Annotated in this window: 17 protein-coding genes; 8 read left to right on the plus strand and 9 right to left on the minus strand. The window is 72.7% G+C overall.

The features are described 5' to 3' along the window. Positions 1 to 3 precede the first annotated feature (3 nt). Positions 4 to 1,149: a citrate/2-methylcitrate synthase gene (locus FB391_RS09280; protein WP_141894140.1), complete on the plus strand. Its 1,146-nt coding sequence runs from the start codon at positions 4 to 6 to the stop codon at positions 1,147 to 1,149. Here the strand turns inward: FB391_RS09280 and FB391_RS09285 are convergent. The 3 genes from FB391_RS09285 to FB391_RS09295 are packed head-to-tail and all read right to left on the minus strand — an operon-like array spanning position 1,131 to position 5,460. Further along, positions 1,131 to 2,927 carry a gamma-glutamyltransferase family protein gene (locus tag FB391_RS09285; RefSeq protein ID WP_141894141.1) on the minus strand — a complete coding sequence of 599 codons (1,797 nt, stop codon included), beginning with the start codon at positions 2,925 to 2,927 and terminating at the stop codon, positions 1,131 to 1,133. The genes FB391_RS09280 and FB391_RS09285 overlap by 19 nt on opposite strands. Before the next feature lie 33 nt (positions 2,928 to 2,960). Continuing rightward, positions 2,961 to 4,391: an aminopeptidase P family protein gene (locus FB391_RS09290; RefSeq protein WP_141894142.1), complete on the minus strand. Its 1,431-nt coding sequence runs from the start codon at positions 4,389 to 4,391 to the stop codon at positions 2,961 to 2,963. A 46-nt stretch (positions 4,392 to 4,437) separates the two neighbouring features. After that, on the minus strand, positions 4,438 to 5,460 hold the full coding sequence (locus FB391_RS09295) for an endonuclease/exonuclease/phosphatase family protein (RefSeq protein WP_141894143.1): 1,023 nt from the start codon (positions 5,458 to 5,460) through the stop codon (positions 4,438 to 4,440). A 109-nt stretch (positions 5,461 to 5,569) separates the two neighbouring features. On the opposite strand from FB391_RS09295, the gene FB391_RS09300 reads away from it, so the two are divergent. Beyond that, positions 5,570 to 6,433, plus strand: a complete 864-nt coding sequence (locus FB391_RS09300) for a PHP domain-containing protein (protein WP_141894144.1) — start codon at positions 5,570 to 5,572, stop codon at positions 6,431 to 6,433. A gap of 57 nt (positions 6,434 to 6,490) precedes the next feature. Here FB391_RS09300 and FB391_RS09305 read toward each other — a convergent pair whose 3' ends face one another. Together FB391_RS09305 and FB391_RS09310 are read right to left on the minus strand one after the other, a co-directional pair. Further along, positions 6,491 to 6,925 (minus strand): SHOCT domain-containing protein, encoded by a 435-nt coding sequence (locus tag FB391_RS09305; protein WP_185843018.1) that lies wholly within the window; start codon positions 6,923 to 6,925, stop codon positions 6,491 to 6,493. A 102-nt stretch (positions 6,926 to 7,027) separates the two neighbouring features. Beyond that, positions 7,028 to 8,545: a DEAD/DEAH box helicase gene (locus FB391_RS09310; RefSeq protein ID WP_141894145.1), complete on the minus strand. Its 1,518-nt coding sequence runs from the start codon at positions 8,543 to 8,545 to the stop codon at positions 7,028 to 7,030. Between the two features lie 192 nt (positions 8,546 to 8,737). Here FB391_RS09310 and FB391_RS09315 point away from each other — a divergent pair, with 192 nt between their 5' ends. After that, a complete protein-coding gene (locus FB391_RS09315) occupies positions 8,738 to 9,451 on the plus strand; it encodes a ferritin-like fold-containing protein (protein ID WP_141894146.1) in 714 nt (237 codons plus the stop codon). Between the two features lie 63 nt (positions 9,452 to 9,514). Here the strand turns inward: FB391_RS09315 and FB391_RS09320 are convergent, their stop codons facing one another. Together FB391_RS09320 and FB391_RS09325 are read right to left on the minus strand one after the other, a co-directional pair. Further along, entirely contained in the window at positions 9,515 to 9,805 is a 291-nt protein-coding gene (locus FB391_RS09320) for a hypothetical protein (RefSeq protein WP_141894147.1), read from the minus strand. A 10-nt stretch (positions 9,806 to 9,815) separates the two neighbouring features. Further along, a complete protein-coding gene (locus tag FB391_RS09325; protein ID WP_018171265.1) occupies positions 9,816 to 10,040 on the minus strand; it encodes a DUF3107 domain-containing protein in 225 nt (74 codons plus the stop codon). Between the two features lie 156 nt (positions 10,041 to 10,196). On the opposite strand from FB391_RS09325, the gene FB391_RS09330 reads away from it, so the two are divergent. Both FB391_RS09330 and FB391_RS09335 read left to right on the plus strand, forming a co-directional pair. Then, on the plus strand, positions 10,197 to 13,439 hold the full coding sequence (locus FB391_RS09330; protein WP_141894148.1) for an ATP-dependent helicase: 3,243 nt from the start codon (positions 10,197 to 10,199) through the stop codon (positions 13,437 to 13,439). 5 nt (positions 13,440 to 13,444) lie between these two features. Next, positions 13,445 to 16,786 carry an ATP-dependent DNA helicase gene (locus tag FB391_RS09335; protein ID WP_246093483.1) on the plus strand — a complete coding sequence of 1,114 codons (3,342 nt, stop codon included), beginning with the start codon at positions 13,445 to 13,447 and terminating at the stop codon, positions 16,784 to 16,786. A 28-nt stretch (positions 16,787 to 16,814) separates the two neighbouring features. Here FB391_RS09335 and FB391_RS09340 read toward each other — a convergent pair whose 3' ends face one another. After that, positions 16,815 to 18,155: a phosphotransferase gene (locus FB391_RS09340; protein WP_141894149.1), complete on the minus strand. Its 1,341-nt coding sequence runs from the start codon at positions 18,153 to 18,155 to the stop codon at positions 16,815 to 16,817. Positions 18,156 to 18,231: 76 nt separating this feature from the next. Between FB391_RS09340 and nudC the strand changes: the two genes are divergently transcribed. Together nudC and FB391_RS09350 are read left to right on the plus strand one after the other, a co-directional pair. Next, positions 18,232 to 19,146: an NAD(+) diphosphatase gene (gene nudC, locus FB391_RS09345; RefSeq protein WP_141894150.1), complete on the plus strand. Its 915-nt coding sequence runs from the start codon at positions 18,232 to 18,234 to the stop codon at positions 19,144 to 19,146. Next, on the plus strand, positions 19,143 to 20,915 hold the full coding sequence (locus FB391_RS09350) for an ATP-dependent helicase (RefSeq protein WP_141894151.1): 1,773 nt from the start codon (positions 19,143 to 19,145) through the stop codon (positions 20,913 to 20,915). Before nudC ends, FB391_RS09350 begins: the two co-directional genes overlap by 4 nt. 768 nt (positions 20,916 to 21,683) lie before the next feature. Here FB391_RS09350 and FB391_RS09355 read toward each other — a convergent pair. Beyond that, complete coding sequence (locus FB391_RS09355; protein WP_141894152.1) at positions 21,684 to 23,120, minus strand: zinc-dependent metalloprotease; 1,437 nt, start codon at positions 23,118 to 23,120, stop codon at positions 21,684 to 21,686. A 144-nt stretch (positions 23,121 to 23,264) separates the two neighbouring features. Here FB391_RS09355 and FB391_RS09360 point away from each other — a divergent pair, with 144 nt between their 5' ends. Continuing rightward, on the plus strand, positions 23,265 to 24,389 hold the full coding sequence (locus tag FB391_RS09360; RefSeq protein WP_141894153.1) for a YlbL family protein: 1,125 nt from the start codon (positions 23,265 to 23,267) through the stop codon (positions 24,387 to 24,389). The last annotated feature ends 82 nt before the right edge of the window (positions 24,390 to 24,471 follow it).

The following is a 24,471-nucleotide window of genomic DNA, read 5'->3' on the forward strand; positions in this document are numbered from 1 at the left end:
GAGATGGACGCGATGATGTCGACGATCGAGGTGCCGCGCGGACTCGCCGGTGTCGTCGTGGCGGAGACGACGATCGGCGACGTGCGGGGTGGAGAGGGCTTCTACCAGTACCGCGACCGGTCAGCAGTCGAGCTCGCCGAGAGCGTCGCCTTCGAGGCCGCGTGGCAGCTGCTCGTCACGGGCGAAGCACCCACCCCGTCCGCGACAGCGGCGTTCCGCGCGCGGGTGGGAGCGGCGCTCGACGGCGCACGCCCCGCCCTGGAGGCGATCGTCGGCGCGGTGGGACGCATGGACGCGGGCGTGCTCGCCGGGCTGGCGGCTGCGTGGCCGCTGCTGGGCGCGCGGTGCGGCATTCATCCCCTCTACGACCTGGATCGCGAGGCCCGGCTGGACGAAGCGCTCACGATGGCCGCTGTGACGGCGCCGCTCGTCGGCGGCCTGTGGCGCCGGTCGCTCGGCGAGGACCCGCTGCCCCCGCTCGCGGGACGAGGCGTCGTGGCGGACTACCTGCACCAGGTGACCGGCGTCGTGCCGACGCCGCAGGTGGAGCGTGCGCTGACCGCGTATCTGGTGTCGGTCATGGACCACGGGTTCAACGCGTCGACGTTCACCGCCCGGGTCATCGCGTCGACCGGGGCCGACGTGGCGGCCTGCCTGACCGGGGCGCTGGGCGCGCTCACCGGGCCGCTGCACGGCGGGGCGCCCGCGCGTGCGCTCGACGGCCTCGATGCCGTCGGAACGCCGGAGCGGATCGAGCCGTGGATCCGCGGCGAACTGGATGCCGGGCGCCGGCTGATGGGCTTCGGTCACGCCGTGTACCGCACCGCCGACCCGCGCGCACAGCTGATGAAGCGTGTCGCCCGGGACCTCGGCGGTGCACGCGTCGCGCTCGCCCTGGAGTTCGAGCAGTCGGCGGAGCGCCTGCTCGCGCAGGCCAAGCCCGGCCGGGAGCTTCACGCCAACGTCGAGTTCTGGGCGGCCATCGTGATGGAGGAGTGCGGCGTCCCGCGTGAGATGTTCACGCCCACTTTCGCGATCGCCCGCACGATCGGCTGGACGGCGCACATCCTCGAACAGGCGGACGACCCGAAGATCATCCGCCCGTCCGCACGATACGTCGGGCCGCCGGTTCAGCGACCTGCCGCGTAGCCCTGCATGCCGCGAGGGTTGGCCGCCGCCCACAGCACGCCGCCGGCATCCCTTCCGGCGGCCGAGACCCGGCCGAGAGCCCAGTCGCCCGCACGGGTGACGACGTGCCCGCGGCGTTCGAGCCCGGCGATCACGTCGTCGCCGAGCCGGTTCTCGACGACCGCGCCGGCGGGGGTCCAGGTGCGGGGCCAGAACGACTCGGGCAGCGCGCTGGTGTGCAATGCTGGTGCGTCGATCGCCTGCTGCGGGGTGTAGCCGCCGACGATGATCCGCAGCAGCGCGAGCAGCTGCCACTGGTCCTGCTGGTCGCCGCCGGGGGAGCCGATGGCGAAGGCGGGGACGCCGCCCCGCAGCACGAGCGCCGGGGTGAGCGTGGTGCGGGGCCGTCGGCCCGGGACGAGCGACGAGGCGTGCCCCGGCTCGAGCCAGGTCATCTGCAGACGCGTGCCGAGGCAGAATCCGAGCGACGGGATCGTGGGCGAGGACTGCAGCCAGCCGCCGGACGGTGTCGCCGACACGATGTTGCCCCACCGGTCGATCACGTCCAGGTGGCACGTGTCGCCGCGGGTCTCGCCGGTCTTCGCGACGGTCGGCTCGCCGGTGCCGACGGCGGGCGCGTCGTAGGACGTGCGCAGCGGCGGCCGGAACGGGGCGCGGCCGCCGAGCGACCCCGGCCGGAACTCGGCTGATGCGCTCTCGCCGATGAGCGCGCGCCGCTCGGCGACATAGTCGTCGGCCAGCAGCGCGTCGAGGTCGACGTCGGCATCGCCGTACCAGGCGTCGCGGTCGGCGTAGGCGAGCTTCTGCGCTTCGAGGATGGTGTGGGCGCCCGCCTCCTGCGACGGGTCGAGCAGGTCGTCGTCGAGGGGCTCGAGCATCGCCAGGGTCTGCAGCAGCGCCGGACCCTGCGTCCACGCGCCCGCCTTGGCGATCGTGTGCCCTCGGAATTCGCGCATGACAGGCGCCTCGTAGCGCGCCTCGAACGCCGCAAAGTCCTCCGCCGTGATCACCGCGGCGTGCATCCGGCCCCCGGAATGCCGATGGGGCTGCGCGAGGAACGCGGATGCCTCGTGCGCGACGATCCCCGTCCGCCACTGCGTGCGCGCCGCATCGATGCGGGCGGCGCGACCGACAGGGCCGTCGTCGCGGACGGCGCACGACGCGTGCACGAGCGCGTCCAGGACGTCGGCGTACGCCGGGTTGCGCACGATCTGCCCGGCCGCGGGGACCTCGCCGTCCGGCAACCAGAGGTCGGCCGACGTCGTCCAGTCGTCGCGGAACAGCTCTGCCACGCGCGCGATCGTCGCGGCGGCGCCGGCGACCAGCGGATGGCCGTCGCGGGCGTAGCCGATCGCATACGCGAGGACATCGGTGAGCTCCCACGTGCCGTGGTCGCGCAGCAGCAGCAGCCACGCGTCCACGGCGCCGGGCACCGCGGCGGCCAAGCCTCCCGCGCCGGGCACGAGCTCGAGGCCCTCGGCGCGGTAATGCTCGATCGTCGCGGCGGCGGGAGCCGGCCCCTGACCCATGAGGACCGTCGGCGTGACGGCATCCGCCGTCTGGAAGATGCCGACGAGGTCGCCGCCGGGACCGTTGAGGTGGGGCTCGACCACGTGCAGGACGAACGCTGCCGCGACCGACGCGTCGAACGCGTTGCCGCCGCGCTCGAGCACCGCCTGCGCGGTCGCGGTCGCCAGCCAGTGGGTCGATGCCGACATGCCGAACGTGCCCGTGAGCGTCGGGCGCGTCGTGAACGACGACGGCGGCGTGTACGTCACGAGCGGGGACTTGTGCTGAGCGAGGAGCCCACGTCAGTGCGCCCCGAGACGAAGCATCCAGGCCTCGACCTCGTCGGCCGTGCGCGGGATGCCGGCAGAGAGGTTGACCGGGCCGTCGGCGGTCATGAGGATGTCGTCCTCGATGCGCACGCCGATGCCCCGGTACTCCTCGGGAACCGTGACGTCGTCGATCTGGAAGTACAGGCCGGGTTCGATCGTGAACACCATGCCGGGCTCGAGGAGCCCGTCGTAGTACATGTCGCGTCGTGCCTGCGCGCAGTCGTGCACGTCGATGCCGAGGTGGTGGCTGGTGCCGTGCACCATGTAGCGGCGGTGCTGACCGCCGCGGTCGGCGTCGAGGGCTTCGTCGGCCGTGACCGGGAGCAGACCCCACTCGGCGACGCGCGCCGCGATGACCCGCATCGCGGCCTCGTGCACGGAGCGGAACATGACGCCCGGCCGGGCGGCGGCGAACGCGGCGTCGGCCGCCTCGCGCACCGTCTCGTACACCTTGCGCTGGACGTCGGTGAACCGCCCGCTCACCGGGAGCGTCCGTGTGATGTCGGCGGTGTAGAGGCTGTCGACCTCGACCCCCGCGTCGATGAGGATCAGATCGCCGGGGACCACCGCGCCGTCGTTGCGGGTCCAGTGCAGGTAGCACGCGTGCGGGCCGGATGCGGCGATCGTGTCGTAGCCCACGGTGTTGCCGTCGCTGCGGGCGCGCTGGTGGAAGACGCCTTCGACGACGCGCTCGCCGCGCGGGTGCTCGATGATCGCGGGGAGGTTCGCGACGATGTCGTCGAAGCCGCTCGCGGTGACCTGCACGGCGAGCTCCATCTGGGCGACCTCGTACGAGTCCTTCACGAGACGCAACTCGGACACGAAGCGGGTCAGGTCGTCGTCCTCGTCCACGACGAGGTCGCCGTCGCGGGACTCGAAGTCGTCGACGTGCGCCGTGGCCACGCCGAGGTCGGCGGCCACGCCGTCCAGTGCGGGACGCGGACCGATCCAGAACTCGCCGATGGAGGCGTCCGAGTAGAACTCGCTGGTCGTGCGGTCGGCGCGCTCGCGGAAGTAGAGGGTCACGTCATGGCCGCCCGCGGAAAGCGGCTCGAAGACGAGCACCGAGCCGGGCTCGGCGTCCGAGGCCCAGCCGGTCAGGTGGGCGAAGGCAGAGTGGGCGCGGAACGGGTAGTCGGTGTCGTTGCTGCGCTGCTTGAGCTCGCCCGCCGGGACGACGACCCGCCTGCCGGGGAAGGCGGCCGAGACCGCGTCGCGGCGTGCGGCGGCGAAGGGCGCCTGGTCACGCGCGGGCGGCACCTGGTCGGGCCGTTCGGCCCAGCCGGTCGAGATGGTGTCGAGGAATCCCTGACCGAACGGCTGGCGGCGGTTCGTGCTGGTCGAGGTGTGCGTCTGTGCGGTGCTCGTGGCCCCCGCGGACGTCTCGCTGGCTGCGGTGCTCATGCGACCAGTCTCGCACGCGTGCCGTGTCCACGCGCAGGCGGAAGCGTCAGCCGACGGGCTCGAACTGGACGATCAGCGGGCGGTGGTCCGATCCGGAGCCGTCGAGGGATCGCAGGACGAGCGAACCCGTCGCACGCCACTGCTTCGTGGCCATGATGTGGTCGATGGGGGCGCCGAGGATCGCCGGGACCTCCGTCGTCCAGGTGCCCAGTGCGCCGTTGCCCGTCTCGACCGCAGCGTCGGTGCAGTGACCGAGTGTCGCGCCGTCGATGCCGAGCCCCGACATGTGGTCGACGGTCGCGTTGAAGTCGCCCGCCATGATGACGTTGCCGTCGCCGCACTGGTCGGCGAGCCACTGCAGGTCATCGCGCCAGTCCGCCATGTAGTCCTTGCGCGGCGCGACCGCGTGGGCGGCGACGACGATGGGGCCGTCGCCCGAGACCGGCATCGCCACGGCGCTCGGCACCGTCGACGTGTTGCTCGTGCCGTCGGCCGAGGACTCGATGACGGAGTAGTCGCCGAGCTCGGGCGAGATCAGCAGGGTCGTCGAGCCGGCGTCCCACTCGGTCGAGGGATCCTCGGCGTGATGGGCCCACATGCGGTGCCCGAGGTCGCGCATGGCGACGGCCACGGCCGCCCCGGTCTCGATCGTCGTCTCGGGCAGCGCCACGATGTCGGCATCCATCGCCACGGCGATCTTGGCGATCGTCTCGGGAGAGGTCGCCGGCCCGGCGGTGTTCCAGGTCATGACGCGCACGCTCGACGCCGTCTTCGCCGGCAGCGGGTCGGTGCCCATCCCGCCGCGCGCGGCGACCACGGCGCCGTTGGCCACGAGTCCCACGCCGGCCACGATGGCCAGCGCGAACGCCAGCGGGCGGACCGGGCGCGCGATCGCGAGCAGCAGCGCCACGACGACCGCGGCGGCGAACGCGAGGACGATCACGCCGCGGAACGACACCAGCTGCGCGACCGGGTACACGCGCTCGACGCGGAAGAAGCCCGGCCACGTCAGGACGGCGACGCCGATGGCACACAGCACCGTGACGAGGATCCCGAGCAGGCGCAGCACGCCCGCGACTCTATGCGCCCAGGCTGGGAGATCGGTCAGCGCCGCACCGCGTGGCGCGGTGAGCATCGCACCGCGTGGCGCGTGCCGGCGCCCGCGCTACGCTCGGAGGATGCCGACGACGCAGCGCTTCGAGGGTCCGAGCGACCTTCACCTGCACTCGGCGCACTCCGACGGCACCCAGCCTCCCGCGGAGGTGATGGCCGCGGCGCACCGCCACGGCCTGCGCACGGCGGCGCTCACCGATCACGACACGACGTCCGGCTGGGCCGAGGCGGCCGAGGCGGCGGCATCCCTCGCCATGACGTTCCTGCCCGGGATGGAGCTGTCGGCGCGGCACGAATGGCGGAGCGTCCATGTGCTAGCCTACCTGCCCGACCCCGACGACGCGGACCTGCGGGCGATGACGGAGCGCATCCGCTCGTCGCGCCTGGACCGCGCCCGCATCATGGCCGACCGCATCTCGCGGGACTACGACCTGGTGTGGGACGACATCCTCGAGCAGACGTCGGACGGCGCCACCGTCGGACGCCCCCACATCGCCGATGCGCTCGTGGCGCGGGGACTCGTGCGCGACCGAGCCGAAGCGTTCGCGGGGATCCTCAGCCCCGGCGGGGACTACTACGTCGCGCTGTACGCGCCGGATCCGGTGACGGCGGTGGCTCTGGTGGCCGGCGCCGGGGGAGTGCCCGTCATCGCGCACCCGGCCGGACGTGCCGGGCTGCTGCCGGCGAAGCTGCTGGAGCGCATGCTCGACGCCGGGCTCGCAGGCTTCGAGCTCGGCCACCGCGAGAACCGCGAGCCCGCGCTGCAGAAGCTGCGCGACCTGTGCCGTGAGCGCGACCTCATCGTGACCGGCTCGAGCGACTACCACGGCCTCGGCAAGCCGAACCAGCCGGGGGAGCACACCACGAGCGACGACATGGTCGCCCGCATCATCGACCGCGCAACAGGAAGCGCCCCCGTCTACCCGTGAAGGTCGACAGGGGCGCTCCCGAAGACGCGGGTGCCGCGAGGAGTCCTCAGCCGGGACTCAGCCCAGCGCCTTCGTCTTCAGCGCGTCGTACTCGGCCTGCGTGATCGTGCCGGCGTCGAGAAGGGCCTTGGCCTTCGCGATCTCATCGGCGGGGCTGGCCGAGCCGCCCGCGACCGACTTGATGTAGGCATCCTGGGCGCTCTGCAGCTCTGACGCCTCTTTCGCGCTCCGCTTGGCCATGCCGTTGCCGCGCGCGATGAGGTAGACGAGCAGCGTCAGGAACGGCACGAAGATCAGGAAGATGATCCACACGGCCTTCCACCAGCCGTTCAGCTTGTGGTCGCGGAACAGGTCGCCGATGACGGCGAACAGCGCGAAGAGGTACGCCATGAAGAAGAAGATCCAGAGGAACCACCAGATGATGTCCCAGAACGAGCCCCAGAAGCCCTGGTACTCGTAGCTGATGGGCACGGCGTTTTCGATGAATCGCACGGTCTGCCTTTCGTCTATGCGAGTCGCGGCATCCCGCCGCGTGGCCTCACACTAGCGCTGAAAGAACGCTGAGTGTCGATGCCGCGACCGCACATGACGCAGTCAGGCGCCGGCGGGGGCGGCGCCGCCGCCCGAACCGCCGCGGCGACGCCGACGGCGACGCGGCGCCGGGCGTCCGTCGTGGTGCTCCTTGCCGCCGCCGTCGTGCGTTCCGCCGCCCTCGGCGTCGCGCTCGCCGTCGGTCGCCGCGGCCTGCTCGCCGGTGGACTTGGGGCCCCCCTCTGCCGCCTCGAAGGTCGAGCCGACCCGCTCGGCCGATCCGCCCGAGCGGCGGCGACGGCGACGGCGCGTGGACGGCTGGCCGTCGTTCTCCGCGGCGGCCGCGGCATCTGCGGCCTTCTCGGGCTGAACGCGAACGCTCTGCGTCTTGGGGGTCGTCGCGATGCGACCCTTCGTGCCGGCGGGGATGTCGAGGTCCGAGAACAGGTGGGGGCTCGACGAGTACGTCTCGACGGGCTCCGGCTGGCCGAACTCGAGCGCGCGGTTGATGAGGGCCCACTTGTGCAGGTCCTCCCAGTCGACGAACGTGACCGCGATGCCGGTCTTGCCGGCGCGGCCGGTGCGACCGGCGCGGTGCAGGTACGTCTTCTCGTCGTCGGGGATCGTGTGGTTGATGACGTGCGTCACGTCGTCGACGTCGATGCCGCGTGCGGCCACGTCGGTCGCGATGAGCACGTCCTTCTTGCCGGCCTTGAACCCGGCCATCGAGCGCTCGCGCGCCTCCTGGCTCATGTCGCCGTGCACCGCGCCCGCGTTGAAGCCGCGATCGTTCAGCTCGTCGACGAGCTTCTGCGCCGCGCGCTTGGTGCGCGTGAAGATGACGGTCTTGCCCCGGCCTTCGGCCTGCAGGATGCGCGCGATGACCTCGTCCTTGTCGAGCGAGTGCGCTCGGTAGACGAGGTGCTTGATGTTCGCCTGCGTGAGGCCCTCATCGGGATCGGTGGCGCGGATGTGGATCGGGTTCGACATGAACCGGCGCGCGAGCGCGACGATCGGACCGGGCATGGTCGCCGAGAAGAGCTGCGTGTGACGCACGGCGGGGACCTTGGAGAAGATCTTCTCGATGTCGGGGAGGAAGCCGAGGTCGAGCATCTTGTCGGCCTCGTCGAGCACCACCTCGGTCGCGTGCGACAGATCCAGCAGGCGCTGGTTGTTGAGGTCGATGAGGCGGCCGGGCGTGCCCACGACGATCTGCGCGCCCGCCTTCAGCTGGTCGATCTGCCCCTCGTAGGCCTTGCCGCCGTAGATCGCCACGACGCTGGTCGAGCGGTTGGAGGTCAGCATGTCCATGTCTTCGTAGACCTGGACGCACAGCTCGCGCGTCGGCACGACGATGAGCGCCTTGACGCCGGGCGCCGGGTCGAGTCCGAGACGCTGGACGACGGGGATGCCGAAGCCGAAGGTCTTGCCGGTGCCGGTCTTGGCCTGGCCGATGATGTCCTGGCCGGGCAGCCCGAGCGGGATGGTCTGCTCCTGGATGGGGAAGGCGTCGACGATGCCCTTGACAGCGAGGGCCTCGACGATGTCCTGATCGACGCCGAGGTCGGCGAAGGTCGTCACGATGTGTGCCTGTCCGGCAGTGGGATGCTGCCTGGTTTCGTGCCCGGGCGCTGGAACCGGCTTCATGGCCGTCCGCGCGGGCGGAAGTGCGATCCACGCCCTTCTTTCCCACAGGCGCGGGCGCCCCGATCCGACGCCGGGGCCGAGACCACGATACCGGAGGACGCCGCGGCGAGCACTTAGGCTTCGTACATGGTCAAGTGGTTCTGGCAGCGCCGCGGCGCGGAGCGCAAGCTCCAGCTGCGCTCGCGCGACGACCTCGGCGGTGCCGACCGCGTCGACTTCGAGGAGCTCGCCCCTGACATCGACACCTTCCTCGGCCAGGCCGCGTATCTGCAGCTCGGGTACTTCGAGACCCTCACCGAGCTCATCCAGACCCTCCCCGAACTGGGCGAGAAGGAGGCGGTCGCACGTGCCGCGGGCGCCGCGCTCACCAAGCACGAGGCGCTCGTCGCGCTGATCCGCGAGCGCGGCGACGATCCGACCGAGCTGATGCGCCCCTTCCGCGAGCCGCTGGACGCATTCCGCGTGGCGACCCACGGCGTGCGACCGCAGGAGACCATGCTCTCGGTGCACATCACGGCGGGCATGCTCGACGACTTCTATCTGGCGCTCTCGGCCAGCTACGGCGAGACCGGGCGACGGGTCGCGCGCATCCTGCAGGCCGACTCGGACCGGCAGGCGATCGTCGACATCCTCGCCGACACCATCTCGAGCGATCCGGAATGGAAGTCGCTGCTGGCACTGTGGGGTCGCCGCCTCGTCGGTGACACCCTCCTCATCGCGCGTGCCGCGCTGCGGCCCATGACCGTGGGCTCCGCCGTCGAAGCCAAGGTCGAACCCGTGTTCACCGAGCTCATGGCCGCCCACTCGCGCCGCATGGACGCCATGGGCCTCGCTGCCTGAGACGGAAGAGATCCGGGATGCCGCGGCTCGCGGCATCCCGGATCTCTTCGGTGTGCGGGCGTGTCAGCCGATGCCGAGGCGCGCCTTCTCGCGGGCGTCGTGGGCGACGCGCACGCGGGAGATGATGAGGATCGCGGGGTAGGTCACCACCGCGGGGACGATGAGGGCGGCCAGCCACGGCCACGGCGTGTCGATGCCGACGCCGAGCCACGTGAGCAGCGTCCACGCGGCGCCGGCCGAGACGGCGCCGATCATGGGCGCCAGGGCGACGCCGCGCGTGAGCCGCTGGTGCAGCTGGAAGTGGATGCCGATGCCGACGACCGCGCCGACGATGAACGCGATGAGGATCTGCATGGCGTCCGGCTCAGGCGACGAAGCCGACGCGGCGCGACTCTTCTGAGCCGAGCTCGACGTACGCCAGTCCGGCGGTCGGGACGATGTACGAGTTGCCCTTGGCGTCGGCGAACGTCACGTGCGTCGCGCCGGCGTCGAGGGCGGCGGCGATGGACTTCTTGACGTCGGCAGCGGGCTCGTTCGTCTCGAAGTTGAGCTCGCGGCCGGTGTTCGCGATGCCGATGCGGATCTCCACGTGACTGACCTCCTGCGCGGGGCGATGGTTGCTCGGTGCGAGGCTGAGGCTCCCCGGACGCATGGCAACTCTACGACACCGCGGAGGGGCGGCCGCCCGTCGCCGGAACGCTCTGGGCGAACGGCCGATGTCGTCCGCTCGCGCTAGCTTCGAAGGGTGACACCGGGGAGCCAGACCACCGCGCCGTTCGTGCCGGATCCGCATCAGCGTGCGGTGATCGCGCTGCCGGCGGACGCCTCGGGCGTCGTCGTAGGCGCGCCCGGTTCCGGAAAGACGGCGACGCTGGTCGCCCGCGTCGCCGCCCTCGTCCAGGCCGGCGCCGCCCCCGACTCGGTGCTCGTGCTGACGCCGTCGCGCCAGACGGCCACCGTGCTGCGCGACCGGCTCGGCCTCGCGGTGCGCGTCGCCACGGCCGGACCCCTCGCACGCTCGGTGGCGTCGTACGCGTTCCAGCTCGTGCGCGCGCATTCCGTGGCGATCGACGCCGATCCGCCGCAGCTGCTGACCGGCGGCGACGAGGACCAGATCATCCGCGACCTGCTCGACGGCGACGCCGAGGACGAGGCCCACGCGCCCTCGCGGTGGCCGGAGTGGCTCGGCGCCGCGATCCGCTCGACGGCGGGCTTCCGCACCGAGGTGCGCACCTTCCTTGCCGAGTGCACGACGCTCGGGATCGAGCCGCCGCGCCTGCGCGAGCTCGGCGACCGCCTGGGGTTTCCCGCCTGGACGTCGCTCGCCTCGTTCGCCGAGGAGTACCTCCAGGTGCGGGCGGCCATGCGCGGCGCGCACCGCGACGCCGCGGGGCTCGTGCGCGAGGCCGTCGGGCTGCTGCGCGCACGGCCGATCGCCGGCGTTCCAGCGATCGACCGCGTGCGGTTCGTGCTCGTGGACGACGCGCAGGAGCTGACCCTCGGTGGCGTCGAGCTGATCGAGGCTGTCCGGGGGCATGGCGCGGCGGTGCTGGCCTTCGGCGACCCCGATGTCGGCTCCGGGGCGTTCCGCGGGGCGACGCCCGAGAACTTCGCCCGTCTGGCCGCGTCGCTCGGGGAGGTGCACGTGCTGGCTGACGGGCATCGCGGCAGCGCCTGGCAGCGCGAACTGGTCGGCCGCGTGACGCAGCGGATCGGCGCCGTCGGAGTGGTCGCGCACCGGGCCGCGGCGGCAGGAGCCGAGCCCGACGAGTCGGTGCGCGTGCTGACGCTGCGCTCGCCGGCGGAAGAGTACGACGCCGTCGCCCGTGTGCTGCGCGAACGGCACGTGCACGACGGCGTGCCGTGGCACGCGTGCGCGGTGATCGCCCACGACACCCGGCAGGTGGCCGCGCTGGAGGCCGAGCTGTCCGCGCGCGAGGTCCCCGCCCGCTCCAGCGGCCCCGGTCGCGCGCTCGGGGCGCTGCGGCCGGTGGCGGACCTGCTGCGGCTCGTCGAACTCGCATCGCGAGAGGACTGGACCTTCGACGATGTGCAGGCGGCGCTCGTGGGCACCTACGGGAGGCTCGACGTGATCGAGCTGCGCCGGCTGCGCTCGGCGCTTCGCCACGCGGAGCTGCGTCGCGCCGTCGGCGATGCGCAGGAGGACGGCGACAGCGGGGTCGATGGCGCCGAGGCGCGGATGCCGGGCGTCGAGCGATCCGGTCGCGACCTCGTGCTGTCGGCCATGGCCCAGCCGCTCGAGTTCGACCTGATCGACACGCGCGAGGCCCGGCGGGCAGGAGCGCTCGCACGGACGCTCGCGGTGCTGCGCGACGACCTGGCGCGCGGGGCCACGGCGCATGAGCTGCTGTGGACGGCGTGGGAGCGCAGCGGGCTCGAACGCCCGTGGTCCGAGCTGGCGCGCAGCAACGGCCCGCTCGCCGAGCAGGCGAACCGGGATCTCGATGCGCTCGTGGCGCTGTTCCAGGCGGCCAAGCGGTTCGTGGAGCGCTCCCTGGACGCCGACCCACGGGTGTTCGTGCGGTCGATCCTCGACAGCGGCGTCGCCGAAGACCGCCTCGACGCCCCGGCACGCGACGACAGCGTGCGGGTGCTCACCCCTGCCGGTGCACTCGGGCTCGAATTCGACACCGTGGTGGTGGCAGGGATGCAGGATGCGGTGTGGCCCAACACCCGCCTGCGCGGCAGCCTGCTCGAGACCTGGCGGCTCGCGGATGCCGCCACCCGCGCCGACGGCGAAGCCCTCGGCGCGTTCGACCGCCGCCGGGCGGCCATGCACGACGAACTGAGGCTGCTCGCCCGTGCGCTGTCGCGAGCAGACGCGCGACTCGTCGTGACGGCCGTCGACGACGACGACACCGGCCCGAGCGTCTTCTTCGAGATGCTTCCCGATCCCACGCCGTTCGAACTCGATCATCCGGTGTCGCTGCGCGGGCTGGTCGCGCGCCACCGTCGCACCCTCACGACGACCGCGCCGCGCAGCGGTGCCCCGGAGCGGAGTCTGACGGCCGCGTCACGCGCCGCGGCGCAGCAGCTCGTGCTGCTCGCCGAGGCGGGAGTGCCCGGCGCCGCGCCGATAGAGTGGTTCGGCGTCGCGGCACCCACCTCGACGGGGCCGCTCCGCGATCTCTCGAAGGAGGACGTGCGGGTGTCGCCGTCGCGGCTGCACGCGCTGGAGGAGTGCGAGCTCAACTGGGTGATCGGCGATCTGGGCGGCGACCCGGGGGGCACGACGGCCGGCCTCGGCACCATCATCCACGCGGCTCTCGAGCACGCCGCCGGCCACGACGAGGCGGCGCTGTGGGCGGAGGTCGAATCGCGCTGGGGGGAGCTGACGTTCGAGGCGGACTGGCGCGACCGGGCGGAGCAGACGCGCGCGCGGGATCTCGTGCGCAGGCTCCACCTGTATCTGCGGCGCTTCGACGACGCCGGTGGCAGGCTCATCGGCGCCGAACCGCACTTCGAGGTCGTGATCCCGCTGGAGGGTCCTGTCGGACAGCCCGCTCCTGCCGCAGAGCCGGAAGGCACCCGTGACGACGAGCATCGCGTGATCCTGTCGGGCTACATCGACCGGGTCGAGCTGGCTCCCGACGGCACCGTCGTCATCATGGATCTGAAGACCGGCAAGCGCGAGCCACAGACCGACGCGAAAGTGCTCGACAACCCGCAGCTCGGGGCCTATCAGCTCGCTTTCGAGTCCGGCGCGATCCCCGAGGCCGCCGGTCATGCGCCGGGCGGCGCGAAGCTCCTCGTGCTGCGGCCGACCGCCGCACGCGCCGACTACGCCACGCCGTGGCAGCCGCCGTTCGACGACGAGCGGCGCGCGGCCTTCGTGGGCCGCATCCGCACCGCCGTCGCAGTGATGCGAGGCACGTCCTTCACCGCACCGTATGAGGAGCACTGCCGTGACGAGCATTCCTACGGCCTGTGCCGCATCCACACGATCGGCGCGGTGAGCGCCTCGTGACGACCCTGCAGGACCTCACCGCGTCGGATGCGCGCCCGACGGCGACGACGCTGCCCGCCCGGGTCATCGCCGCCGCTCTCGGCCAGTTCCCCCCGACGGCCGAGCAGACCGAGGTCATCGAGGCACCGCTGTCGCCCGCCCTCGTCGTCGCCGGCGCCGGCAGCGGAAAGACCGAGACCATGTCGGCGCGCGTCGTGTGGCTCGTCGCGAACGGCATCGTGCGCCGCGATGAGGTGCTCGGCCTCACCTTCACGCGCAAGGCCGCGGGGGAGCTGGCCGAGCGGATCCAGAAGCGGCTCGCACGCCTGGCCGAGTTCGAGCGGCGGGGACTGCTTCCCGCCCTGCCCGCACTCGCCGAGGCGGGGCGCCTCGACGTGTTCGGCGAGCTCGAGCGCTCGGGCGCGGACGGCGCGCGGTCCACGGCGGAACGTCACCGGCTGCTCGACGGGCTCGCCGCAGAGGTAGGCGCCGTCGCCCAGGAGACCTCCGACGACGCGCTGCTGCACCGACCGACGGTGTCGACCTATAACAGCTTCGCCGACCAGATCGTGCGCGAGCACGCGCTGCGGATCGGGCGCGATGCCGAAGCGGCCGTGCTGTCGGAGTCCGCGGCGTGGCTGCTGATGCGTCGCGTCGTGTTCGGCTCGGATGATCCTCGCCTCGAGGCCCGTGGCGAAGCGGTGCGCAGCATCGTGGACGCCGCGCTGCGGATCGCGCGCGACGGCGTCGACAACCTCGTGGACTTCGACGCGCTCGCCGCTTTCCCGGACCGGTTCCGGACCGTGAGGGAGCTGCCGTCGACGAACCGGCGCACGACGGTCTACGCCGAGGTCGCCGAGGCCGTCGAGAAGGTCGATGCCCTCGCGATGCTCACCGATCTCGCACGCGAGTACGACGCCGAGAAGCGCCGTCTCGGCGTGATCGACTTCTCGGACCAGGTGGCGGGGGCGTTCGAGGTGGTGAACGGGCACCGCTCCGTCGCGGACGAGCTCCGCGACCGGTACCGCGTCGTGCTGCTGGACGAGTACCAGGACACATCGGTCGTGCAGACGGACCTGTTGGCGACGCTGTTCGCCGGTACGGGCGTCATGGCCGTCGGCGACCCCCATCAGGCGATCTATGGCTGGCGCGGCGCGAGCGCCGGCAACCTGGGCGGATTTGCCGACGCCTTCGCGCCTGACGGTGACTGCGCGCGCTTCGCCCTGCTGACCAGCTGGCGCAACAGCGCCACGGTCCTGACCGCGGCGAACGCCGTGCTCGCGCCGCTGGCCGAATCCGCGACGGTCGCCGTGCAGGAGCTGCGCGCCCGCCCCGGCGCGCCCGAGGGGCTCGTCGAGCTCGGCTTCGACGCCGACCTCGACACCGAGGCCGACCGCGTCGCGGATTGGTTCGCGCGCGTGCGCGCGGACCGGCGTGCGGAAGGACGCAGCACGACCGGGGCCATCCTGTTCCGCAGCAAGAAGCACATGGTGCGCTTCGGCGACGCGCTCGGCCGCCGCGGCATCCCGCACCGCATCCTCGGACTCGGAGGGCTGCTCTCGACGCCCGAGGTGGTGGACGTCGTGTGCGCCCTGCGGGTGATCAGCGACCCGTCGGCCGGCTCCGCCCTCATCCGCCTGCTGGCCGGGCCGCGCTGGGCGATCGGACTTCCCGACCTCCGCGAGCTCGCGGCGCTGGCGCGCCGGCTCGCCCGCCACGACGCCGCGCTGCAGCCGCTGGCTCCCGAGGTGGTCGAACGCATTCGCAGCAGCGCCGGCGACGACGACGGCTCGCTCGTCGACGCGCTCGATTTCGTGCTGCGCCAGAAGCCCGACCACGGCTGGCTCGAAGGGTTCACCCCGGCCGCGCGCGAACGGCTCCGCGAGGCGGCATCGGTGTTCGCGGGACTCCGGCAGGCGAGCGGGATGCCGATCCCCGAGCTCGTCCGGCTCATCGAGCTGGAACTCCGCCTGGACATCGAGCTCGCCGCGAACGAGTCGCGCGGTCCGGCACGTGTGGCGTCGGCCCAGCTGCGGGCGTTCGTGGACGAGGTGCACGCCTTCCTCGCCGCCGACGAGTCGGGTTCGCTGTCGAGCCTGCTGGCATGGCTCGACCACGCCGAGCAGCTGGACGAGTTCGCGCCGCGCACGGAGCCGCCCGAGGACGACGTCGTGCAGCTGCTCACGATCCACGGCTCGAAGGGGCTGGAATGGGATGCCGTCGCCGTCGTGCGCCTCGTCAAGGACGAGCTGCCCAGTGCGCCGCGCGACACCAAGGCGTGGCTCGGTTTCGGCGTGCTGCCGTACGAGTTCCGCGGGGACTCCGCGTGGCTGCCCCTGCTGGGGTGGCAGTCGGCCCAGACCCAGCAGGAGCTCAAGGAGGCGCTCGACGCGTTCGTCGAGGCCAACCGCGCCCGACAGCTCGAAGAGGATCGCCGCCTGGCCTATGTGGCCGTCACCCGCGCCCGCGACCACCTGCTGCTCACGGGCGCCACGTGGTCGGGGACGAAGCGCCCGCGCAGCCGCAGCGTGTTCTATGCCGAGATCGCCGATGCCCTCGGCGTGCCGCTGCCCGACGATGAGGCGGGCGAAGACCCGTACCAGGGGGAGCGGCGCATCCTGCAGTGGCCGATCGACCCGCTCGGTGCGCGCCGCGGAGCCGTCGGACACGCCGCGGACGCCGTCGCGTCGGCGCGCGCCGAGCCGCGGGCCGAGCTCGACGCCCAGGCGGCGCTGCTGCTCGCCGAGCGGGATGCGCGCCGCGCCCGACCCGCGCACACGGCTCCGACGCGCATCCCCGCCTCGCGCTACAAGGAGTATGCGGCCGACCTTGAGGGCACCCTCGCGCGCATCGCGCGGCCGCTGCCTGAGAAGCCGTTCCGGCAGACCCGTTTGGGCACCCTGTTCCACGCGTGGGTCGAGCAGCGGTCGGGGCAGGCAGGGCTGGGCGGCTCGCTCGACGACTCGCTGTGGGAGCTCGACGACGAGACCGCCGGCACGGACGCGTCCGCCGAGGATGCCGCGGCGCTGGCGGCACTTCGCGAGAGGTTCCTCGCGTCGGAGTGGGCGCAGCTGCAGCCGATCGAGGTCGAGACTGAGATCGACTTCACGACCACCGGCCCCGACGGCCTGCCCCACATCGTCATCTGCAAGCTCGACGCCGTGTACCGGCGGGAGGACCGCGGCGGGCGCATCGAGATCGTCGACTGGAAGACGGGAGCTGCTCCGCGCACGCCGGCCGAGAAGGAGGAGCGGATGCTGCAGCTGGAGCTGTACCGCCAGGCGTATCACGCCAAGCACGGCATTGCGCTGGACGAGATCGACGTCGCGCTGTACTACGTCGCCGCCGACGTGATCCTGCGCAACTGACGCCCGGGCAGGGCCCTCGGGCCGGCTCTCAGTCCGTCAGCCAGCGGCGCAGGGCCGCCTCGGACGCGCGCTCGGCGTCGGCCGCGGCATCCCCGCCGTCGTCGGGACGCGAGAGCGACCCGCCGGGAAGGGTGATGGGCGCGGTCGACAGATCGTCGGCGGCGCGCGGCGCGGCAGGCGCATCGTGCGGCAGGGACGACGCGAGCTCGGCCAGGTCGTCGGCCGACAGCTCCTGGGTGTCGGTGGGATCGGCCGAGGCGCCGGGCACGGCCCCCGTGTCGCCGCGTGCCTCCTCGTCGGCGACCCAGCGAGCGAGCTCGTCGGGGTCGTACGCGTCCGTCTGCATGGAGGTGTCGACGGCACCGGAGCTGTCAGCGGTGCTGGATCCGGGCATCCGCTCGAGGAGGGCGATGGCGTCGTCGACGTCGAGCGCATCGTCCGAGACGAGCGCGTCGCCGGTCACCCCCGCGGCGAGCGACTCCAGCAGCTCGACCGCGTCGGCGACGATGTCGTCGCGCGCTTCGTCGTGGCCGTGGATCAGCCACTTCGCGAACTCGAGCTCTGCGTACAGCCGGGCCCGCTCCCGGACCCGCGCGTCGGGTGCACGTCCGCTCTCGGCGAGGTACGCCGCGAACACGTCGGCGGCCGCCTCCGGAGCGGACGCGAGCCACTGCAGGTCGGTCGCGGGATCTCCGACCGACAGACCGTGCCAGTCGAGCAGGCCGGTCACCGTCGGCACGCCGTCGAGGTCTTCGAAGACGAACGCCCCGGTCCCGACCCCGTCGAGCACCACCGCGGACTCGAAGCGCCACAGCTCGTCGGCGTCGACGGCGAGGCGCCAGCGGTCCTGAAGGGCCTTCGGCAGCCGGCGCGTCGCCGTCGCGCGGTCGACGATGCGCGCCACGTCCGTCCGCACCTGCGCGGGCGTCCGCGCCGGGAGCCCCTCGGTCTTGACCACGGAGTGCGGCAGCGCGTGCACGGCTGCCAGGGCCGCGCCGAGCGAAGTGGCCGCCCCGCGACCGGCCGGCAGGTGCGCGGCGTCGACGCGATAGCCGGGAAGGAAATCCACCACGACGGCGCGGTCGTCGCCGATCCCCGCCTCGCCGAGGAGCTCGGGGGCGTGGAACGGCAGCAGGCTGCGCACGCCGGGGGTGAGCGCGCGCAGCGCGCGCACCTCGGCGGCCAGGTCGGCGGCGGCATCGTCGTCGGCCGGCACGCGCACGACGACGCGGCGGCCGTCGTCGAGATCCGCGACCGCGGAGTCGTACCGCCCGCTCGCGCCCTCGGTCAGCACGCCGACCCCGACGACCCCTGTCCTCGGGAGAGCCGAGGTGACGGACGCGGCTAGAGTGAGGGGTGAGCGTGCCATGTGCCCAGGGTAGGTCGGGCACGCGCGACAGTCCCCGCGCCACGCCCGGCCCTATCGACGAAGCGGAGCATCCTCGATGACGGCCCTCGACAGCACCGCGGAACCGCCGCTGGCCCGCGCCGGCTTCGACCGGGCGGCCGAGGAACGGGCCACTCCGGACCTGATCGACGCGGCGCGGGCGGATGCCGCCACCCGCGTGCTGGTGATCCACGGCGACGCCGCACCGCTCTCCGAGCCCGGCCGGCTGGCCTGGGTGAGCGCCGCCGACGTGCCCGCTGACGCCGAATGGGCGCTGCTCGGGCGCGACGAGACCGGTGCGCTGCTGCTGACCGCCGTCTTCCCTTCCGGCGAGGACGAGCCGATGCCCGCACCGGCGGGCTGGGCTGCGCTGCGCAGCGTCGGCGGGATGCTGGATGCGACCGACTCCGGCGCCTTCGTCGAGGCGCTGAGCCTCGGCCGGTGGCTGCTCGACTCGCACTTCTGCCCGGCCTGCGGTTCGCTCACCGACCTCGTCGACGCCGGCTGGTCGCGTCGGTGCCCGTCGTGTGGCCGCCAGCACTTCCCGCGCACGGATCCGGCCGTGATCGTCGCGATCACCAGCGCCGCCGACCCCGATGCGCTGCTGCTCGGCTCGAACGCGCTGTGGGGTGCGGATCGCTTCTCGTGCTTCGCGGGGTTCGTCGAGGCGGGCGAGTCGCTGGAGGCCGCCGTGCGGCGCGAGGTCGCCGAGGAATCGGGGATCGAGGTCGGTGCGGTCTCGTACCGCGGCTCGCAGGCGTGGCCGTACCCGCGATCGCTCATGCTCGGCTTCTTCGCCGAGGCCCGCGACGATGCCGCGGCGCGCGCCGACGGCGAGGAGATCGCGGCGGTGCGCTGGTTCACGCGCGACGAGATCGGCCGCGCGCTCGCGGGCGAGTCCGACGTCGTGCTGCCCGGGCGGGCGTCCATCGCGCACCGGCTCATCGCCGACTGGCACGGAGGGCGCCCGTGAGCGGTGGCGCTCTCGCCGGGCTCGACGAGCATCAGCTCGAGGCGGTCCGCGCGCTGCGCGGGCCGGTCGTCGTGCTCGCCGGTGCGGGGACCGGCAAGACGCGCGTGATCACGCACCGCATCGCGCACGGCGTCGACACCGGCGCGTATTCGCCGGGCCGTGTGATGGCCGTCACGTTCACCGCCAAGGCCGCGGGCGAGATGCGCGGGCGTCTGCGCGCGCTCGGAGTCGGCGGGGTGTCGGCACGCACCTTCCACGCCGCGGCGCTCGCTCAGCTCAACTTCTTCTGGCCGACGCTGGCGGGCGACTCGGCGCCCGGCATCGTCGACAACAAGGTCAAGCTCCTCGCCCATGCCGCGGACGGGGTGGGCCTCTCGCCCGACGTCGCGACACTGCGCGACGTCGCGTCCGAGATCGAGTGGCGCAAGGTTTCGATGCTGGGCGTCGACGAGTACGCCCGCGTGCGGCCCAACGGTGTCGGCCGGCTCGGCCTCGATCGCGTCGTCGCGCTGCAGCACGCGTACGAGAAGCTCAAGGACGAGCGCCGGCAGCTCGACTTCGAAGACGTGCTGCTGGCGTGCGCGGGAATGCTCGAGGCGGAGCCACAGGTCGCGAAGGCGGTGCGCGAGCAGTATCGCCACTTCACCGTCGACGAGTTCCAGGACGTGTCGCCGCTGCAGAACCGCCTGCTCGAACTGTGGCTCGGCGACCGCCGGGATCTGTGCGTCGTGGGCGACGCCAGTCAGACGATCTACTCCTTCGCCGGCGCCGACGCGCGGTTCCTGCTCGACTTCGACAAGCGGTTCGAGGGCGCCCGCATGGTTCGCCTGGAGACGAACTACCGCTCGGATGCCGGCGTCCTGGGGGTCGCGAACGAGCTCATGCGGGGGCGCCCGGGCGCCCTGCATCTCTCGCCGGCACCGTCCCGTGGGGCAGACGCGTCCGCAGCCACCCCGACTGTCACGGCCTTCGAGGACGACCGCGACGAGGCGCGGACGGTGGCGCGGCGCATCGCCGCGCAGATCGCCGACGGCGTGGACCCGGGGCACATCGCGGTCCTCTACCGGGCGCACGCCCAGTCCGCCGAGCTCATCGCCGCCCTCTCGGATGCCGGCATCGCCACGACGGTCCTCGGCGGGCGCCGCTTCTTCGACATGCCCGAGGTGCGGCAGGCCGTCATGGAGCTGCGCGCAGCCGCTGTCGCTCCGCTGGAGAGCGGTCTGGTCGACACCGTGCGCGACATCCTGCGTTCGCGCGGCCTGACCGACGATCCGCCCGAGGCCGGCGGTGCGCTGCGCGACGCGTGGGAGGCGCGCGCGGCGTTGCTGCGACTGGCCGAAGAGGCGCCGCAGGGCACGACCCTCCGTGCGTTCACGGACGAGCTGACCGCACGGGCGAAGGTGCACGACGAGCCCGCGCTGCGCACCGTCACCCTGGCGACGCTGCACGCGGCGAAAGGTCTGGAGTGGGACCACGTGCACCTGGTCGGCATGGCCGAGGGCCTGCTGCCGATCTCGTACGCGACCACCTTCGAACAGGTGGACGAGGAGCGGCGGCTGGCGTACGTCGGGATCACGCGGGCCGGGCGAACGCTGTCGGTGACGTGGGCGCGAGGGTCACGGGAGCGGCTGCCGTCGCGGTTCCTGCGAGAGATCGGCAACGGCACTCTGCGTGCGGTCGGTGCGTCCGGACGTCCCGGTGCAGCGACCCGGAGCGCAGGGCGACCGAGCGCGTCCGCGCGAGACGCCGCCGGGCACGCTCGTCGATGAGCCGGCCGGCCACCATCCCCGCCTCCCAGAGCACCGCCGGCTCGACATCCACGGCGCGTCCGATGAGCTGAGCGGCCACCGTGGGCCACGCGGGATCCGCGTCGCGGTGGTGCGCGGCGACGCAGGCGAGGCACGCCGTGTCGCCCGGCTGGACGAACGGGCCGACATCGGCGCCGGGTCCCGTCAGCACGACCGGCAGATGCGGGATGTCGGACGCCATGAGCGCTGCCGCAGCCCCGGGCGGAACGACACGGGGCACGACGAAGACGACCGCTGCGGCATCCTGGTCCGGCTCGTCGATCGGATCGAACGGATGCCGCACCGCCGCATCGAATCCGGCGGCGGTCAGACCGCGCGCCACGAGGTCGCTCTGGGCCTCGGTCACCGCCTGGTCGCGGTGCAGCGACACCGCGCGGCGGACTGCCGGGCCCGTCGTGAGCGCGCGGCGCAGGCGGATCAGCAGCCGCGTCGCGGCGTCGTCCGACGGGGCTCCGAGCGCCCGGGCGAACGGGACGAACGAGGCGTCGGGGACGCCGCGCTCGAGCTCGCGCACCATGCGAAGCTGCCAGGGCTGCGGGTCATCGAGCAGCGCGACCGGGTCGGCGCCGAACTGCAGCGACGACGCGGTCCGCCACACCGCCGGATACGAGGGGTCGAGGCTCAGCATGACCCGATCCTGCCCGAGCGGCGATCGGGGCGGACGGTTATCCACAGCTCGGGCCGCCGGGGGATCCAGCGGCCGGTCTGGGGAGGAGCAGCCCCGCCCGATCAGACCGGTCGGTGGTCGTCGGGGGCGGGCCCGCTCTCGTCGCCGTCGCCGTCGCCGGGCGCCTCCGGGGCTTCCGGATCCTGCTCGGCGCCTGCGGCGCCTGACTCGGGGAACTCTCCGGCGAGCAGGCGCGCGAGCGCATCGTCCAGTTCGTCCGGTGCCGGCTCCTCGCCCCGCGCGCGCGCCTCGAGGCGGGCGACGAGGGCGGCCGGATCATCGATGTCGGAGGCGGCCGGCATGAGGTCGGGGTAGTCCCACAGAGCATCGCGTGCGGCCGGGCCCACGGCATCCGTCACCGCACGCCACATGGCGGCGGCCTCGCGCATGCGACGGGGCCGGATCTCGAGACCCACGAGCGACGCGAGCGCGCGCTCGGCCGGTCCGCCCACCGCGCGGCGCCGGCGCACCGCCTCGGCGATGCGCGGCGCGGACGGGAGCCGCGACGTGGCGTCCTCGGTGACGACCTCGACCCAGCCCTCGATCGTCGCCAGGAGGTTCTCCAGACGGGCGAGGGCGTCGTTCTGCGCCTCGGACCGCGGCGGCAGCAGCGCCCCGCTCTCGAGGGCCGCACGCAGCTCCTCGGGCTGGGACGGGTCGAAGCGCGACGCCATGTCTTCGAGCATGTCGGTGTCGACGTGCACGCCGCGCGCGAAGTCGGTGACCTGCGAGATGACGTGCAGGCGCAGCCAGCGGGCGTGGCGGAACAGACGGGCGTGCGCGAGCTCGCGCGTCGCGATGTACAGGGCCAGCTGGTCCTCGGGCACCTCGAGGTCCCGGCCGAAGTCGGCGAAGTTCTGCGGCAGGATCGCGGCCTGCCCGTCGGGCATCAGCGGGATGCCCACGTCCCCGCCGCTCACGACCTCCTTCGACAGGCTGCCGATCACCTGACCGAGCTGCGTCGCGAACAGCGAGCCGCCGATCGTGCGCATGAGGCGTCCCGCCCCCTGGACGAGCTGCTGCATGTCTTCGGGGGACTGCTCGCTGAGCGCGGTCGTGAGGGCGTCGGCGATGCTCGTCGCCACCGGCTCCGCGAGCTCCTGCCACACCGTCAGGGTCGCCTCGACCCACCCGCCGCGGGTGATCGTGGTCGGCGGAGCCGAGAGGTCCGAGATGCTCGTCGCCTCGCTCAGCCACAGCGTCGCGAGCGCGAACGCCTGGTCGAGGTCGGTGCGCTGGCCCGCCGTGACGCCGAGCCCCTCCTGGTTGGCGATGTGCAGCGCCTGGCGCTTGGCCATGTCCCACGAGATGCCGCTGTCGCCCGCGTTCGCGAACACGCCCTGGAGCTGCCGCATGATCTGCTGCATCATCGCCGGGTCGATGTCCATCCCCGACATCCGCGAGAGCTGCTCGGGGTCGATGCCGCCCGCGCCGCCGCCGAAGAGCTGCCGCATGAGCTCTTGGAAGTCGTCCTCTGGACTGCGGTCGTCGTCTGCCACTTCAGCCGCCTTTCAGCCGGTCGATGACGTTGCGCTCTACGCTAGTCGCAGCATCCGTCGCACTCCCCGGCCGGGACCTCGAACCCTTACGCCGGTCGCGAACGACCAGGCACTCACACCCCCGGCACGGAAGAGAGGTCCCGCGTGGCCCTGTTCGACGAGAACACCACCATCCAGCCCGCGCCGCGACAGCGCATGTCGCGGCGGGCACTCGCCGGCGTCTGGGCGCTCGCGGTCGCCATGGTGGTGCTGCTCGTCATCACGTTCCTGCCGACGTCGTATGTGATCCAGCAGCCCGGCCCGGTGTACAACACGCTCGGATCGGCGACGAACGCGGACGGCGACGAGGTGCCGCTCATCTCGGTGGACGGGGCCGAGACCTATCCCACCGACGGGTCGCTCGACCTGCTCACGGTCCAAGTCCAGGGCAACCGGGAGCACACGCCGTCGTGGTTCGAGCTGGCGATGGCCTGGTTCGACCCGAGCAAGGCCGTGCTGCCGATCGACGCCGTGTTCCCCGCGGGTCAGACGACCGAGCAGCGCAACGAAGAGAGCGCGGCGATGATGGTCGACTCGCAGCAGGAGGCGACGGCCGCGGCGCTGTCGGAACTCGGGTACGACGTGGGCGCGACCCTGTCGGTGCACTCGGTCGTCGAGGGCGGGGCCGCCGAAGGGGTGCTCCAGGAAGGCGACCTCATCCTCTCGGCGGACGGGCAGCCTGTCACCGACGCGACGGCGCTGCGCAAGGTCATCAACGACGGCGCCGGCGCAGCCGTGGAGCTCGTCATCGAGCGCGACGGCGCGCAGCAGACGGTCTCGGTCACCCCGAAGGAGTCCACCGCCGACGGAAAGACCGTGTGGCTGATCGGCGTGACCCTCATCACCGACTACGACTTCCCGATCGACGTGACGATCCAGCTCAACAACGTCGGCGGACCCAGCGCCGGAATGATGTTCGCGCTCGGCATCATCGACACGCTGACCCCGGGCGAGCTCAACGGCGGCGAGCAGGTCGCCGGCACGGGCACGATCACCGCGGACGGCACGGTGGGGCCGATCGGCGGCATCCGTCAGAAGATGTGGGGAGCGGTGGATGCCGGTGCCGACTGGTTCCTCGCCCCGGACGACAACTGCGACGAGGTCGTCGGGCACATCCCTGGCGACCTGCGGGTGTTCTCGGTGAAGACGCTGGACGACTCGCTGGAGGTCCTGGACACCATCAGCGACGGTGGAGACCTCGACGCGCTGCCGACCTGCACGGCACGCTGACCCCGCGTCTGCCGCGGAATTCTGGGGGTTCGCCCAGCGCGGACAAAGCATCCGCCCTGTGCGGCCCGCCTAGGATGGGACG

The organism is Microbacterium kyungheense, assembly GCF_006783905.1.
In the GTDB taxonomy this organism is placed as follows: domain Bacteria; phylum Actinomycetota; class Actinomycetes; order Actinomycetales; family Microbacteriaceae; genus Microbacterium; species Microbacterium kyungheense.